The sequence below is a fragment of the Tautonia plasticadhaerens genome, assembly GCF_007752535.1.
Classification (GTDB): Bacteria; Planctomycetota; Planctomycetia; order Isosphaerales; family Isosphaeraceae; genus Tautonia; species Tautonia plasticadhaerens.
This window is the reverse complement of the sequence record NZ_CP036426.1, coordinates 6,233,528-6,246,371: the sequence shown is the minus strand read 5'-3', so window position 1 is coordinate 6,246,371 and position 12,844 is coordinate 6,233,528. Positions and strand designations below refer to the sequence as shown.

Below are 12,844 nucleotides of genomic sequence, written 5' to 3'. Positions count from 1 at the left end.
AGTGCATTCCCTTTTCCATGTGGATATCCATCAGATGGAGGGGAATCCCGTCCCGGCTTCTCTTATTTCCGTCGGTCTGCCGCTCTTCGGGGCTAGTGGTCGACCACTGACGACTTGAGGGATGGGCTGCAATCGGTTCTCCTGGAGCCCTAACCGCTTCAGGAGCATCGACATGAAGAAGTACATCGTGACGCTCACCGCCGACGAACGCCAGGCCCTCCTCGATCTCATCTCCGCCGGCAAGGCCTCCGCTCTGAAACTGGCCCATGCCCGCATCCTCCTCAAGGCTGATGCCGCCGAGGGCGGGCCCGCCTGGCCCGACGACCGCATCGCCGAGGCCGTCGAGGTCTCTGTCGCCACCATCGAGCGGGTCCGCCAGCGGTTCGTCGAGCAGGGCCTGGAGGCCGCCCTGGTCCGCAAGACGCAGGCCCGTCCCAGCCGCCAGCGGGCCCTCGACGGCCGGGCCGAGGCGAAGTTGATCGCCCTGGCCTGCTCGGAGCCCCCCGACGGCCGCAAGGCCTGGACGATGCGATTGCTGGCCGACAAGCTCGTCGAGTTGGAGATCGTCCCCTCGATCTCCGACGAGACGGTGCGCCGCTCTTTGAAAAAAGCGAACTGAGGCCGCATCTGAAGCAGCAGTGGTGCATCCCGCCGGAGGCGAACGCCGAGTTCGTGGCGGCGATGGAGGACGTGCTGGAGGTCTACCACCGGCCCTACGACGAGACGCGACCGCTGGTCTGCCTCGACGAGGCGAGCAAGCAACTGATCGGCGAGACGGTCGTGCCGATCCCGGCAGCGCCAGGGCGGCTCGAGCGGTTCGATCACGAATACGTCCGCAACGGGACGGCCAACCTGTTCATGGTGACGATGCCGCTGCTGGGGTGGCGTGCGGTCCACGTCACCGAGCGTCGGACGGCGTTGGACTTCGCCGAGGTGGTGCGTTGGCTGGTGGAGGAGGTGCACGAGGAGGCGGAGAAGGTCGTGCTGGTGATGGACAACCTGAACACGCACAAGATCGCCTCGCTGTACGAGGCGTTCCCGCCGGAGCGGGCCCGTCGGATCGCCGGGAAGTTGGAGATCCACCACACGCCGAAGCACGGGAGTTGGCTGAACATGGCGGAGATCGAGCTGTCGGTGCTGGCGAGGCAGTGCCTGGACCGGCGGATCGGGTCGAGCGAGGAACTGAAGCGGGAGGTCGCGGCGTGGGAGGAGGACCGCAACGAGCGGATGGTGGGCATTCGGTGGCAGTTCACCACGGCGGATGCCCGGATCAAACTGCACCGACTATACCCGGCAACTCAATAGCGGACGACCACTAGGTGACCGTATCGCAGCTTGAAGGGCGGAATTTTCGACGTTGATGACGAGGTCGCCGTCGACGTCGAGCAGGTTACCCTTTCGGTCCTTCTTGAAGACGGCATCGTAGATCCAGCCGTGGCCGTGGAAGTCAGCAAACTGATTCGACTCGGCGACTGCATTCAATTCTGAGACCCGGGAGAGGAATTCCGGATCCCTCCAGAGGCCACGCGCACTTGATTCGTTGGGGTCGATCATCATGGCATTGACGAATTGTTCGGCGGTCGGGTCCCGTTCCTCCTCGGGGTACATCAACTCACCGTCAGACTCAAGATCCCACCACATGTATCCCACATAGCTATTCGTCACGCTTGTTCCCGGATGAATGTGGCAGACGAGGCACTGACTGGTTGGAGGTGCCCAGACGAAATCGTGAGAAATGGGGTGTCCGGGCTCATCTTTCGGGATCATCGGGTCGGGGTTGGAGGTGGTCCCCCGGTTACCAAATGCGGCATAAGGGCCAGAGTGAACAGGTGATCGGTCATTAGCGTATACGATGTGACAGGCGGTGCAACCGCTGGATCGATAATCTCCGGGCTTGTCGTTTGTCCCAAGAAAGTTGAGGGTCGGATCCATGAGTCTCGTCTTCTGCAAGCCGATAAGCACAGGATCAGTCCGATTCTTCGTCCCGAGACCACGATTACTTAAGCCGGAAAGCGGGCGGCCTGGTGGGTCTCCCCCGAGGTTCAGCAGTCCGAGGTTGGTGACCGGCGCCGGGAACCCGATTTCGGCCGGAAGGGTTCGACCACGTTCGAAAATTCGGAGGACGTTGCCCGGCTGGGAGACCTCAAATCGGGGGAGCGGGTCGAGAAACGGGAGGACGCCCTCAACCTTCATCTCATACTCGGACGGCAGAGGCACTTCCTGGACACGTTGGGGAACCCAGTACATGCTGTAACTCTCTCCGAACCTTGCCCTCTAGGCCGGGTAAGAGCCATTGTTGTAAAGAGCAGCCTCCCACAACATGGCGCCATGGGACATCATACTCTTGCGGACATGGTCGACAATCTCACCGTGGCAGCCCGATGTCCCGCAGCTGAGGTGTGCGACGCGAAGGTCCCCCGGGTTGACGAATCGCACAAATCCGGGTGCCTCGTGATTGAGCAGGGCATACGATCGAACTGGATTCGCCGATCCCGACCAGGATTCGGGGAAGTGCGGGCGTACGTGCGCGAGTCCCTTAATCTCGGCCCTGGGGTCACCGCCGTGGCAGTCAGTACATCCGAGTCGCACTGAATCCTTGATGTGCGGATTTCCCACGTTCTGGTGGCAGGACACGCACTTCCCACTTTTGCGAGCGACATCCGAATCAATCTGGCCCATGAGTTCAATTCGATCGAACCCAGCTGGATATGGGTAACCGCCAGGCCTCACGTCGAAGTCACCCAAGCTTACGTGCTGGCTGGGAGTAAGACCAAGGAAAGATTGGTGGGAGGACTGGGCATCCACTCGATGCGAGCCGATCGTCGCGAGGGCAGATATTATCGCAAAGAGCGTCTTGACTCGGAAAAATCGTTCATTTCTAGTTGCGGAAAACATGTACCTACGACCTCCATTTCAGCCGGCGACCTTCCTTAACAAAGGTGCGCACCGATTGAATTGGCGGTCGTTATACCGCTCACGACAGTTCTGTCAAGGTTTCTTAGGCACCAGAAAGAAGCTACGTCTTCCGTGGCCTGCCTCGCTTACGAGGGATCTTCACGAACCACTTCTCAAGCGACGGCAGGCGGATCACCTCGGCCTCCAACGCCTCCATCTCCTCGGGCTTCAGCCTGACCCCCTTGGCGTAGGTCGTCTCCACCAGGCTGACCACCGGGTGCTTCCGCTTCCAGGTCATCGATCGGGCGAATCCCAACACCGCCTCCACCGAGTCCAGCAGCGACCCGTTCCAGTGCATCTCCAGCACGCCCCAGCACCGCTCGATCGGGTTGTACTTGCTGTGGTACGGCGGGTAGTACGCCAACTGCACCACCAGGCGATACTTGCGGGCGAAGGCCACGATCCGCTTGAGGAACTGGCTCCGCCGGCTGTGGTTCTCCGGGCCGTTGTCCAGGTTGATCACCAGCGTCTTGACCCGCAGGAACCGCAGGCGGACGCCCTCCCACCATTGCTCCAGGCGATCGGCGATGAAGTCGCTGGTGACCTTCGACCGGGCCATGTACAGCCACAGGTCGTCGTGCTCGGGCAGGAAGATGCCGAAGGGGGTCAGCGTCGCCACGGGCTTGAAGTCGTGATCCGCCGCCTTCGTGCCGGTCCGGCTCCGGCCCCGCCGTGAGAAGGGGCCGACATGCACCGTCGCCTTGGCGTCGATCGAGAGCCGCAGGGTGCCCCTGGCCCGATCCGCCTCGGGGTTGACCGCCTTCAGTTGATCGAAGATGGCATCGGTCTGCGGGACTCTTTTTGGGGGCGGCACTTGGCCACCCTGGAGAGGCGATAGCCCAGCAGGTTCAGCTTGGTGTTGATGGTCTGCTGGGTGGGCAACTCCTCGTCGGTGTAGCCCTTCGTGGCGATCAACTGGCGTCGGACCTCGGCGGCACTGATCCGGGTGAAGAGCCCCTTGGTCTGGAACTTGGGGTCGGCCTGGCTCTGCCCGTCGGCGATGCTGCGGATGTCATCGAGGAGTCGGGGCAAGTGCTCCTCGGCGGGCTTGCGACGGCGGGCCGAGAAGGCGTCCACGCAGGTCATGCCCGAGCGGAGTTCGTGCGTGCCCTTGCGGATGGTCTCCCGGCACCAGCCGAGATGCTCCTGGGCCCAGCGTTGTCCACCCCGCCCCATCGCTGCGACGGTCTTGGCCATGAAGACTCGCTTCGGACTGCCCTTGAGGGCCTTGGCGGCATCGATGAGGACGGGGATCATCTCGGGGCTGGGCCGCATCTGCGTATCTCCTTGATCTCCTGGTGCGAAGGTCTCAGGATACGGAAGAGTTTTGTCCTTTCAATCCCCTCAGTGCTACTCCGTTGGGTTCTACGGAACGATCGAGGCGGTTTGTTCGTACCGTGAGGTATGAGCAAGACCTACACCCCCGAACTTCCCCCCGACGTCCTGCAACGCCTCGACGCCTACGCCGCCCGGTTCCGGCCCGACTTCGCCCGCGCCCGGCAGGCCGCCTGGGCCCACGTCTATCTCCACGGCCTGCTCATCGACGGCGAACGCAAGAGCATCGAGCCCCTCTCCCGACGCGTCGCCCTGCCCGCCGGCCTGGACGTCGCCGACCCCGAGCAGGCCCTGCAGCAGTTCGTCAACCAGGCCGCCTGGGACGAGCGGGATGTCTGGAGGCGCCATCGCGCCGTCATGGCCGAGGCCTTCGCCTCGCCGAGGGGCATCTTCGTCTTCGACGACACCAGCTTCCCCAAGCAGGGCAAGCACTCCGTCGGGGTCCAGCGGCAGTATTGCGGCGCGTTGGGCAAGCGGGCCAACTGCCAGGTGGCCCCCTCGGTCCGCTACGTCAGCCCCGAGGGCCACTGCCCGCTGGCGATGCGGCTCTACCTGCCGGGACGCTGGCTGGGCGACGAGGAGCGGCTCGACGAGGCCGGCGTACCCGAGCCCGAACGCCGCCCGCTGAGCAAGGGGCAGATCGCCCTGGAGTTGCTCGACCGGGTGCGTGCCGAGGGCCTGCCGGGCCGCTTCGTCGTGGCCGACGCCGGCTACGGCGTCTCGGGCGACTTCCGCGACGGCCTGGAGCAGCGGCGGCTGCGGTACATCGTCGGGGTCACCGACGAGCTGGTCGGCTTCACCGCGCCGCCGAGTTGGGAGGAGCCGAAGGCCGGCACGGGCGGCCGACCGCGCAAGCGGCATCGCCTGGCCGAGGGCACGCCGCGGCCGATGAACTTGAAGGAATTGGCCGCGAGGACGCCGCGGCACAAGGGGACGTGGCGTGAGGGGACCAAGGGCAAGCTGTCGGGTCGCTTCGCCTGGCTTCGGGTCTGGCCGGCGTCCGGCTGGGCCACCGGCGAGTGCGTCGGGGCAGAGCCGGTGCGGTTGTTGATCGAGGAGCAGGCCGACGGGAAGATCAAGTATGCCGTCAGCAACTTGCCGCCACGGACTAGTGGTCGGCCACTGACGACTTGAGGGATGGGCTGCAATCGGTTCTCCTGGAGCCCTAACCGCTTCAGGAGCATCGACATGAAGAAGTACATCGTGACGCTCACCGCCGACGAACGCCAGGCCCTCCTCGATCTCATCTCCGCCGGCAAGGCCTCCGCTCTGAAACTGGCCCATGCCCGCATCCTCCTCAAGGCTGATGCCGCCGAGGGCGGGCCCGCCTGGCCCGACGACCGCATCGCCGAGGCCGTCGAGGTCTCTGTCGCCACCATCGAGCGGGTCCGCCAGCGGTTCGTCGAGCAGGGCCTGGAGGCCGCCCTGGTCCGCAAGACGCAGGCCCGTCCCAGCCGCCAGCGGGCCCTCGACGGCCGGGCCGAGGCGAAGTTGATCGCCCTGGCCTGCTCGGAGCCCCCCGACGGCCGCAAGGCCTGGACGATGCGATTGCTGGCCGACAAGCTCGTCGAGTTGGAGATCGTCCCCTCGATCTCCGACGAGACGGTGCGCCGCTCTTTGAAAAAAGCGAACTGAGGCCGCATCTGAAGCAGCAGTGGTGCATCCCGCCGGAGGCGAACGCCGAGTTCGTGGCGGCGATGGAGGACGTGCTGGAGGTCTACCACCGGCCCTACGACGAGACGCGACCGCTGGTCTGCCTCGACGAGGCGAGCAAGCAACTGATCGGCGAGACGGTCGTGCCGATCCCGGCAGCGCCAGGGCGGCTCGAGCGGTTCGATCACGAATACGTCCGCAACGGGACGGCCAACCTGTTCATGGTGACGATGCCGCTGCTGGGGTGGCGTGCGGTCCACGTCACCGAGCGTCGGACGGCGTTGGACTTCGCCGAGGTGGTGCGTTGGCTGGTGGAGGAGGTGCACGAGGAGGCGGAGAAGGTCGTGCTGGTGATGGACAACCTGAACACGCACAAGATCGCCTCGCTGTACGAGGCGTTCCCGCCGGAGCGGGCCCGTCGGATCGCCGGGAAGTTGGAGATCCACCACACGCCGAAGCACGGGAGTTGGCTGAACATGGCGGAGATCGAGCTGTCGGTGCTGGCGAGGCAGTGCCTGGACCGGCGGATCGGGTCGAGCGAGGAACTGAAGCGGGAGGTCGCGGCGTGGGAGGAGGACCGCAACGAGCGGATGGTGGGCATTCGGTGGCAGTTCACCACGGCGGATGCCCGGATCAAACTGCACCGACTATACCCGGCAACTCAATAGCGGACGACCACTAGCCGGATCAAGGCGGTGCGGCTCTGGAAGAGCCGCTGGCCGGTGGAGCAGGGCTACCAGCAGATGAAGGAGGAGTTGGGCCTGGATCACTTCGAGGGCCGCTCCTGGCGGGGCTTCCACCACCACGCCTGCCTGGTGATGCTGGCCTACGGCTTCCTGGCATCGGAACAGCGACGAGCCCGTCGGGAGCGATCCCGGCCGGGCAAAAAGATAGCATGAAGGCCGGAGGCGTTCGGAAGGCAGACTTGAGCGAGTGACACGCTCGTCCCCTTTCCAGAGACCCCGGCCATGACCGCGACCAAGAAGAAGACCCGCGTCGTCCGCCCCACCGCCGCCACGTCCTCCACGCTCCGCCTCGACACCGGCGAGGTCGCCCACGTCGGCATCGACGTCCACAAGGCCAGCTACCACGTCGCCGTCGTCACCGACCTGCGCGGCCTCGTCGCCTCCTGGGCCCAGCCGGCCAGCCCCGAGCTGCTCGTCGCATGCCTGGACCCCATCCGCACGCAAGTCGCCCGGGTCGTCTACGAGGCCGGCCCCACCGGCTTCGCCCTGGTCCGACGGCTCCGGGCCGCCGGCTATGCTGCCGAGGTGATCGCCCCGTCGAAGATCCCCACCATGCCGGGCCCGGAGGCCAAGAGCGACCGCCTCGACTGCCGCAAGCTGGCCGGCTTCGCCCAGAAGGGGCTGCTCCAGCCGGTGCGCGTCCCCGACGAGCAGCAGGAGGCCGACCGCCAGGTCGTGCGGCTGCGTGAGCAGCTGGCACGCAAGCTCCGCGTCATCCAGCAGCAGATCAAGGCGTTGCTCCTGCAGCACGGCGTCGCCGAGCCGGCCGGGCTGACCCATTGGACGGCCACGGCGGTCGACGCCCTGCGTCGGCTGGAGCTCGCCGCCGAGCTGCGGTTCTGCCTGGACGTGATGCTCGACGAGCGTCAGCACGCCGTGGAGCAGGTGGCCCGCGCCACCCGACGCCTGGAGGAGCTGGCCAAGGCCGATCGCCACCGCGAGACGGCCTCGACCCTGCGGACGGTGCCCGGGGTGGGACCGATCACGGCGATGACCTCCCGCGTCGAGCTGCACGACCCGGCGCGCTTCCGCGACGGCGGGCAGGTTGCCCGGATGATCGGCCTGGCGCCGCAAGTCCTGCAGGGCGGCCCGACGCGCCGCGAGGGGCGGCGGCTGAAGTCGGGCAACGCCCGGCTGCGGACGGTGCTCATCGAGGCGGCCTGGAGGTGGGTCGCCGGCGACGTGGCAGCGAAGGCGAGGTACCGCCGGCTGGTCGCCTCCACCGGCAACGGCAAGAAGGCCATCGCGGGGATGGCCCGGCGTCTGGCGATCCTGCTGTGGCGGCTGAGCCTCAGCGGTGTGCCCTACCGGGCGGCCGCCTGGCGGCCCGGCCCGGCCCCCGCAACCCCGGAGCGGCACCGTCAACGGCCGCGACCCCTGCCCGAGCGACGCGTCGAGCGGAGCGGAACGACCCCGAGCCAGCGAGGATCTGCGAGTGAGGTGACCGCGTGCTCCCCCCGGCGGGCGGTGACCCGCGTAAAAAGAGGGCGGCCCTCGTTCGCGATCGCAGACCCTACCCTGTGCCCCGAGCACGAATAGCAGGCTGATCCTCACCAGCTTCGGGATCCGAACCGCGCCCCTTGACAACCGGCCTCATAGCAGGGGGGCGCCGAGGTCCGGTGATCACGCTGCCGTCGATCCGGCGGGCGTTGCAGCGGCTGCTGGCCCCGATCTGCCGGCATGATTGCCCCTACTGTCGGGGGCTCACCGATTCGCCACCCCAGATACTAACGGAGTAGTATTAGGACTGTCAGAAAAATGACCAATGGAAGTCATGTCATTAGGGTGCGACCGAGTCGAAGGATCACCCTCAGTAAGTCAGGATTACGGTGCCGAACGCTTGAACCCAGGGGTCGACTCGATCGTAGGCGTTATTGTACAGATTTCGAAAACCTTGCCCTTGAATCAGCGTGCCTGCCCCGAGCAATACGATGATGTTCTCGCTGACGAGTGGCCGGTACTCGAAGCCAACGCTCAGGTCGGCCCCGATAAACCGATCGATGTGACCGTCGTAGAGAAACTGTTCGAGGACGGCAGTCTTGTCGAACCATAGCAAGTTTGCGTTGTTAAACATTTTCATCGTAGGGGTCAGATCGAGATCGATGCCGACGTTGCCAAGCAACAAGCCCGGGTTGACGAAATTTGCCTGACCCTTAACTTTGCTCGATCGAAGGTCATTGACGAAGCTATTCCGCTGGGTGAGGAAGACCCCGAAGAGCGGAATCCCCTGGCGCTGATAGTAGCTGAACTGGCCGCCGGCAAACACGGGGTTATCGAGGATAGTGTCGAAACCAGTCGCATGAGTGTCGTTCGGATTCGCGTCGCCGGATTGCCAGAGAAATGACACTTTGAATCGGGCCCAGTCGCGATCGTATGAGCCTTCAATCGCGTAAAATTGCCCGTTTATCGTCTGGGGTCGGTTAGCGATGGGGTTGTTTGTATCTCTTCCGAACGCCCAGTAGAACTGGTGGCTGATGTTATACCGACCGAAATGGCCTTCTCCCCCGATCCCGAGGTAGCCGACATTCACTGAGTGAGGCCGAAAGATTCCTACCGGGTCAGGTCGAGCGAGGAAGCGATTCTGGTCAAATTCAACGCCTCCATTGTCGTTATTGTAGGCTAAGTTGAACAGTCCGGTAAAGCCAGGGACGATAAAGTCCTGTCGGAACAAATTGAAGAACGTCAAATTCTGGTCGCGAAACTGGAACGTTTCGTTTAAAAAACTATTGATATTTTTTTCTTGTTGGTGAAAATAGGCGAAATTGAACTGAGTTCGATTTGAGTCTGCGTTGCCGAAAATCCTGGCACCCGAGTTGACATCGAAAAACAGGAAGCCCCGGAAGTCACTGATGAACGGCTGAGATCCGAGCCTGAGCGTCATGAAGTCGTAGTAGGGGCACAGGTCCGCGATCTTCGTCTCAACGAACCATTCCTGAAGCGATAATTGCGAACGGGTGCGATGAGTTCCCGCCAGGACATTCGGACTGACTGCACCAAGTTCCATCAGATTGAAGTTGTTGACATTAAATACCGGAGTGAGCTGAATTCGCCAATCTGCAGGCTTGAACGATGCGTTGCCATGAAATAAATTAATGCTCAGAATAAAATTCTGTATAAATAGAAATTGGTTTTGTCGTCCGAAAAACTGTTCTTCAAAGGGACGGGAAGTGCTTTCGAAGGGAGTCGTCGCGACGGGCAAATCGCGATATTCGTAAATCCCGTTCGTCGAGGCGGTAAGCTCAAGGAATGTATGTTGGCCAATGATCGGATAATCGCCCTTGAGGAAATTCTGATTGAATGGGTCGAACAATCTCCCGAGCTCGAACGGGTAATCGTCATCAATCCGATTTCCTCGATCGTATCGATCCCAAAATGGGTAACCGACTCTCCAACGATCTTCCCTCGGGACGTAGTCGTCCATGACCTGCATTTCAGTCGGTAGCAATCCAGAATGACCCGCGAATCCCTGAGTCGGAAAGAACGGCCATCGCGATATGCCATGTAAAGGAGATGTGTGGTCTTCTTTGTCGAGGTCTCCGAACGAAGGCGATTCGAGGGGACGTCCGAGAACTCCAGGACGAAGAATTTCACGTGGCGAATTCGGCTCGTCATCAAGCACAACTTGCCCCGGGTAAAGCCCCGGGACGAATCGAGTGATTTGGTTTTCCGTAATGATCGGGTCGATCAATCCGATCGAGGGTTCAGGAGTCAAATCTACCGATTCACTTAGGGCTGTTTGGGAAGGGAGGGATGTTATTAAAGCTTCATCACATCGGGTGCTCATATTGAACGGCAGTAAGCCAAAGAGCACGCATGACGTGATACAACGCATCTGGCGAAGAATTGAGGAAGAGCGCCCCATGTTGACTCGCTCCCTCAGCACGTGTGATGTCATCCATCTTTAGATTCATGTCTCCTTCCGTGACGTGGCTGTCTGAAAAGCACTCCGACCTCTAAGTTTCCCTGATTTTCCCAAGGATGGCGGTGGGGCCCTAAATTACGATTCGATAAGCTTGCGGATTATGACGGCTCGAACGATTTGCTTGGTTTATTCGGTATTTTTCCCTCTTGGCATCCACCTGGTTTCGCACGGGGAAATAGGGGTCACTGTATTGCCCTGGGTCCTTCGCCTGAGGTTTTCTCTGGGCACTCTCATGGGCCATAATGGCCCAGCAAGGAGTGCCCGAGGTGACCCAGAATCGCAGCACACCTGAGTCGCCCGATCGGGGCCGCTTCCCCGCCAGGCGGAAGGCCGAGGCCGTCGTCCGCCTGCTGCGGGGCGAGGACCTCGACACCCTCTCCCGGGAGCTGGGCGTCACCGCCGCCACCCTCTCCTCCTGGCGGGACGGCTTCCTCGACGGCGGCACGGCGGCCCTCGAGGGCCGGCCGGCCGACGGCCGGGACGAGCTGGTCGCCCGGCTCCAGGCCGAGGGCGGCCAGCTGACGATGGATCGCCAGCCGCTCGGCATGAGGTGCCGGCACCTGGAGGGCGGCCGCCCTTTCGCGTCGGGGAGGCGGAGCACCTGAGCCGGTCCGCCTCCCCCTCGACCGGCAAGCGGTACGGCATGCAGCGGGCCTGCCGCATCTTCGGCCTGGCCCGCGCGACGGCCGACGACCTCAAGGCCCGGGAGGCCGTCCCGCCGGAGCAGCGGCCGGCCCCCGGGAAGCGGGGGCCGGCCGGGGCGGCCACCGACGAGGGGCTGGTGGTCCACGTCCGCCGGGTGCCGGCCGAGAGCCCGTTCACCGGCGAGGGCTACCGCAAGGCCTGGGCCCGCCTGCGGCCTCAGGGCATCCGCGCGGCGTCCGGGCGGGTGCGGCGGCCGATGCGGGGGCACCACCTCCGGGCCCCCCGCCGGGGCGGCCACGCCCGCGGCCCGAAGGCCCACGACGGCACGATCACGGCCGAGGAGCCGGACGCGCTGTGGGGCACCGACAGGACCACGACCGTCACCACCGGCGAGGGCGCGGTGCACGTCTTCGTGGCGGTGGACCACCGCACCTGCGAGTGCGTCGGCCTGCACGCCGCCAAGCGGGGCGACCGGTTCGAGGCGTTGGGGCCGCTGCGGCAGGGGGTGCGGGGGCACTTCGGCGGCTTCGGGGCCGGGGTCGCCCGTGGGCTGACCACCCGCCACGACCACGGGAGCAACTACCTCGGCGACGACTTCCGGCGGGAGCCGGCCTTGCTGGGGATGGCCAGCGCGCCGGGCTTCGTGCGGGAGCCGCAGGGGGACGGCCGCGCCGAGCGGTTCATCCGCACGCCCAAGGGGCAGCTGCTCTGGGTCCGGACGTTCGCCCCGGTGGCCGAGTTGGTCGAGGCGTTGGGCGAGTTCGAGCGGACGTACGACGAGCGATGGCAGATCGGTCGCCACGGCCACAGGCCGCCGAGCCAGGTCCGACGGGACCGGAACGGTGGCGTCCCGACAGCGGCGTGAGTAGCCTCAAGTCCCCGTCCAGAGAACTCAGGGCGATACAGCCAGCAGGTTCGTCAGCCGCTCGGCCGTGCGCAGCTTCGACTGCTCGGCCCGGCAGCCGGACTTCAGCACCTTGTGATACGGGATTGCCTGGATAACTAACCATTGAGGGCGACCGCCCAGTGGAAGCCGACCGCCCCGCGGACGACCTCGGGGTGGTCGATCAGCCAGCGGCATCGACCGATCAAGGGGCGCTCCAACGCTTCCAGGTCGTCGAAGCCCTCGTTGGCCACCACCGCGCGCAGCGGCGGCCAGAGCGGCTCGGCCGGCTGCAAGTCCGGCGTGCGGGGCGGCAGCCGGTGCCGCACCACGTCCGGCGGCACCGCCAGGCGCCTGGCCACGTGCCAGCCGGCGTTGTCGACCGGCACCACCAGCAGCCTCTCGCCCGCGGGGCCCGCCCACCGGGCGAACTCGCCGAGCGCTGCGGCCATCCGGTCGGTATCCGCCGCCGGCAGGATCGGCTCCAGGTCGCGGCCGCTGGCCGGGTGGACGAAGCCGTAGACGTAGAGCCACTGACACCCGGTGCGGCCGTTGGCCGTCGGTCGTCGCCCCTTGACGGCCCAGACCCGCCGGGCGACGGGCTTGAGCCCCGGCCGGGCCTCGTCCTCGGCCCACAGCTCGGCGGCCTTGCCCGGGTGCTCGGCCCTCAGCCCGGCCAGCCGGTCGGCCAGGTCGCCTTTGCCA

8 protein-coding genes and 2 pseudogenes are annotated in these 12,844 nt (G+C 64.6%); 6 read left to right on the top strand and 4 right to left on the bottom strand.

Going from position 1 to position 12,844, the window contains the following annotated elements; all coding sequences use genetic code 11:
• The first annotated feature begins 172 nt into the window (after positions 1–172).
• Positions 173–1,305 (top strand): IS630 family transposase gene (locus ElP_RS24975; RefSeq protein ID WP_145268065.1). Its coding sequence is split into 2 segments (ribosomal slippage): positions 173–611 and positions 611–1,305, totalling 1,134 coding nucleotides; the frame shifts between segments, so codons are not numbered across the junction.
• Here the strand turns inward: ElP_RS24975 and ElP_RS24970 are convergent.
• Both ElP_RS24970 and ElP_RS41330 read right to left on the bottom strand, forming a co-directional pair.
• Entirely contained in the window at positions 1,285–2,247 is a 963-nt protein-coding gene (locus tag ElP_RS24970; RefSeq protein ID WP_145274609.1) for a hypothetical protein, read from the bottom strand. The two genes, ElP_RS24975 and ElP_RS24970, sit on opposite strands and share 21 nt — an antisense overlap.
• Positions 2,248–3,016: 769 nt before the next feature.
• Positions 3,017–4,230 (bottom strand): ISAzo13 family transposase gene (locus tag ElP_RS41330; protein WP_390834704.1). Its coding sequence is split into 2 segments (ribosomal slippage): positions 3,017–3,753 and positions 3,753–4,230, totalling 1,215 coding nucleotides; the frame shifts between segments, so codons are not numbered across the junction.
• Positions 4,231–4,359: 129 nt separating this feature from the next.
• Between ElP_RS41330 and ElP_RS24960 the strand changes: the two are divergent.
• The 4 genes and pseudogenes from ElP_RS24960 to ElP_RS24945 form a co-directional block, all read left to right on the top strand.
• Positions 4,360–5,403: pseudogene (locus ElP_RS24960) on the top strand (IS701 family transposase); the annotation flags it as partial.
• A gap of 75 nt (positions 5,404–5,478) precedes the next feature.
• Positions 5,479–6,611 (top strand): IS630 family transposase gene (locus ElP_RS24955; protein WP_145268065.1). Its coding sequence is split into 2 segments (ribosomal slippage): positions 5,479–5,917 and positions 5,917–6,611, totalling 1,134 coding nucleotides; the frame shifts between segments, so codons are not numbered across the junction.
• A gap of 27 nt (positions 6,612–6,638) precedes the next feature.
• Positions 6,639–6,842, top strand: a pseudogene (locus ElP_RS39985) (transposase); the annotation flags it as partial.
• A gap of 69 nt (positions 6,843–6,911) precedes the next feature.
• Positions 6,912–8,228 carry an IS110 family RNA-guided transposase gene (locus ElP_RS24945; RefSeq protein WP_145270834.1) on the top strand — a complete coding sequence of 439 codons (1,317 nt, stop codon included), beginning with the start codon at positions 6,912–6,914 and terminating at the stop codon, positions 8,226–8,228.
• 271 nt (positions 8,229–8,499) lie between these two features.
• Here ElP_RS24945 and ElP_RS24940 read toward each other — a convergent pair whose 3' ends face one another.
• Positions 8,500–10,572 carry a hypothetical protein gene (locus tag ElP_RS24940; RefSeq protein WP_145274603.1) on the bottom strand — a complete coding sequence of 691 codons (2,073 nt, stop codon included), beginning with the start codon at positions 10,570–10,572 and terminating at the stop codon, positions 8,500–8,502.
• Between the two features lie 296 nt (positions 10,573–10,868).
• Here ElP_RS24940 and ElP_RS24930 point away from each other — a divergent pair.
• A protein-coding gene (locus tag ElP_RS24930; protein ID WP_390836092.1) for an IS3 family transposase occupies positions 10,869–12,121 on the top strand; the annotation gives its coding sequence in 2 pieces (ribosomal slippage) (positions 10,869–11,199 and positions 11,199–12,121; 1,254 coding nt in all).
• 137 nt (positions 12,122–12,258) lie between these two features.
• Here the strand turns inward: ElP_RS24930 and ElP_RS38610 are convergent.
• Positions 12,259–12,777 carry a transposase gene (locus ElP_RS38610; protein ID WP_231749833.1) on the bottom strand — a complete coding sequence of 173 codons (519 nt, stop codon included), beginning with the start codon at positions 12,775–12,777 and terminating at the stop codon, positions 12,259–12,261.
• Positions 12,778–12,844 lie beyond the last annotated feature (67 nt).

What these genes read in the sequence shown, in the direction of transcription:
- ElP_RS24970 (WP_145274609.1), bottom strand. Translation starts at nt 2,247, where the DNA reads ATGTACTGGGTTCCCCAACGTGTCCAGGAAGTGCCTCTGCCGTCCGAG.
- ElP_RS24945 (WP_145270834.1), top strand. Translation starts at nt 6,912, where the DNA reads ATGACCGCGACCAAGAAGAAGACCCGCGTCGTCCGCCCCACCGCCGCC.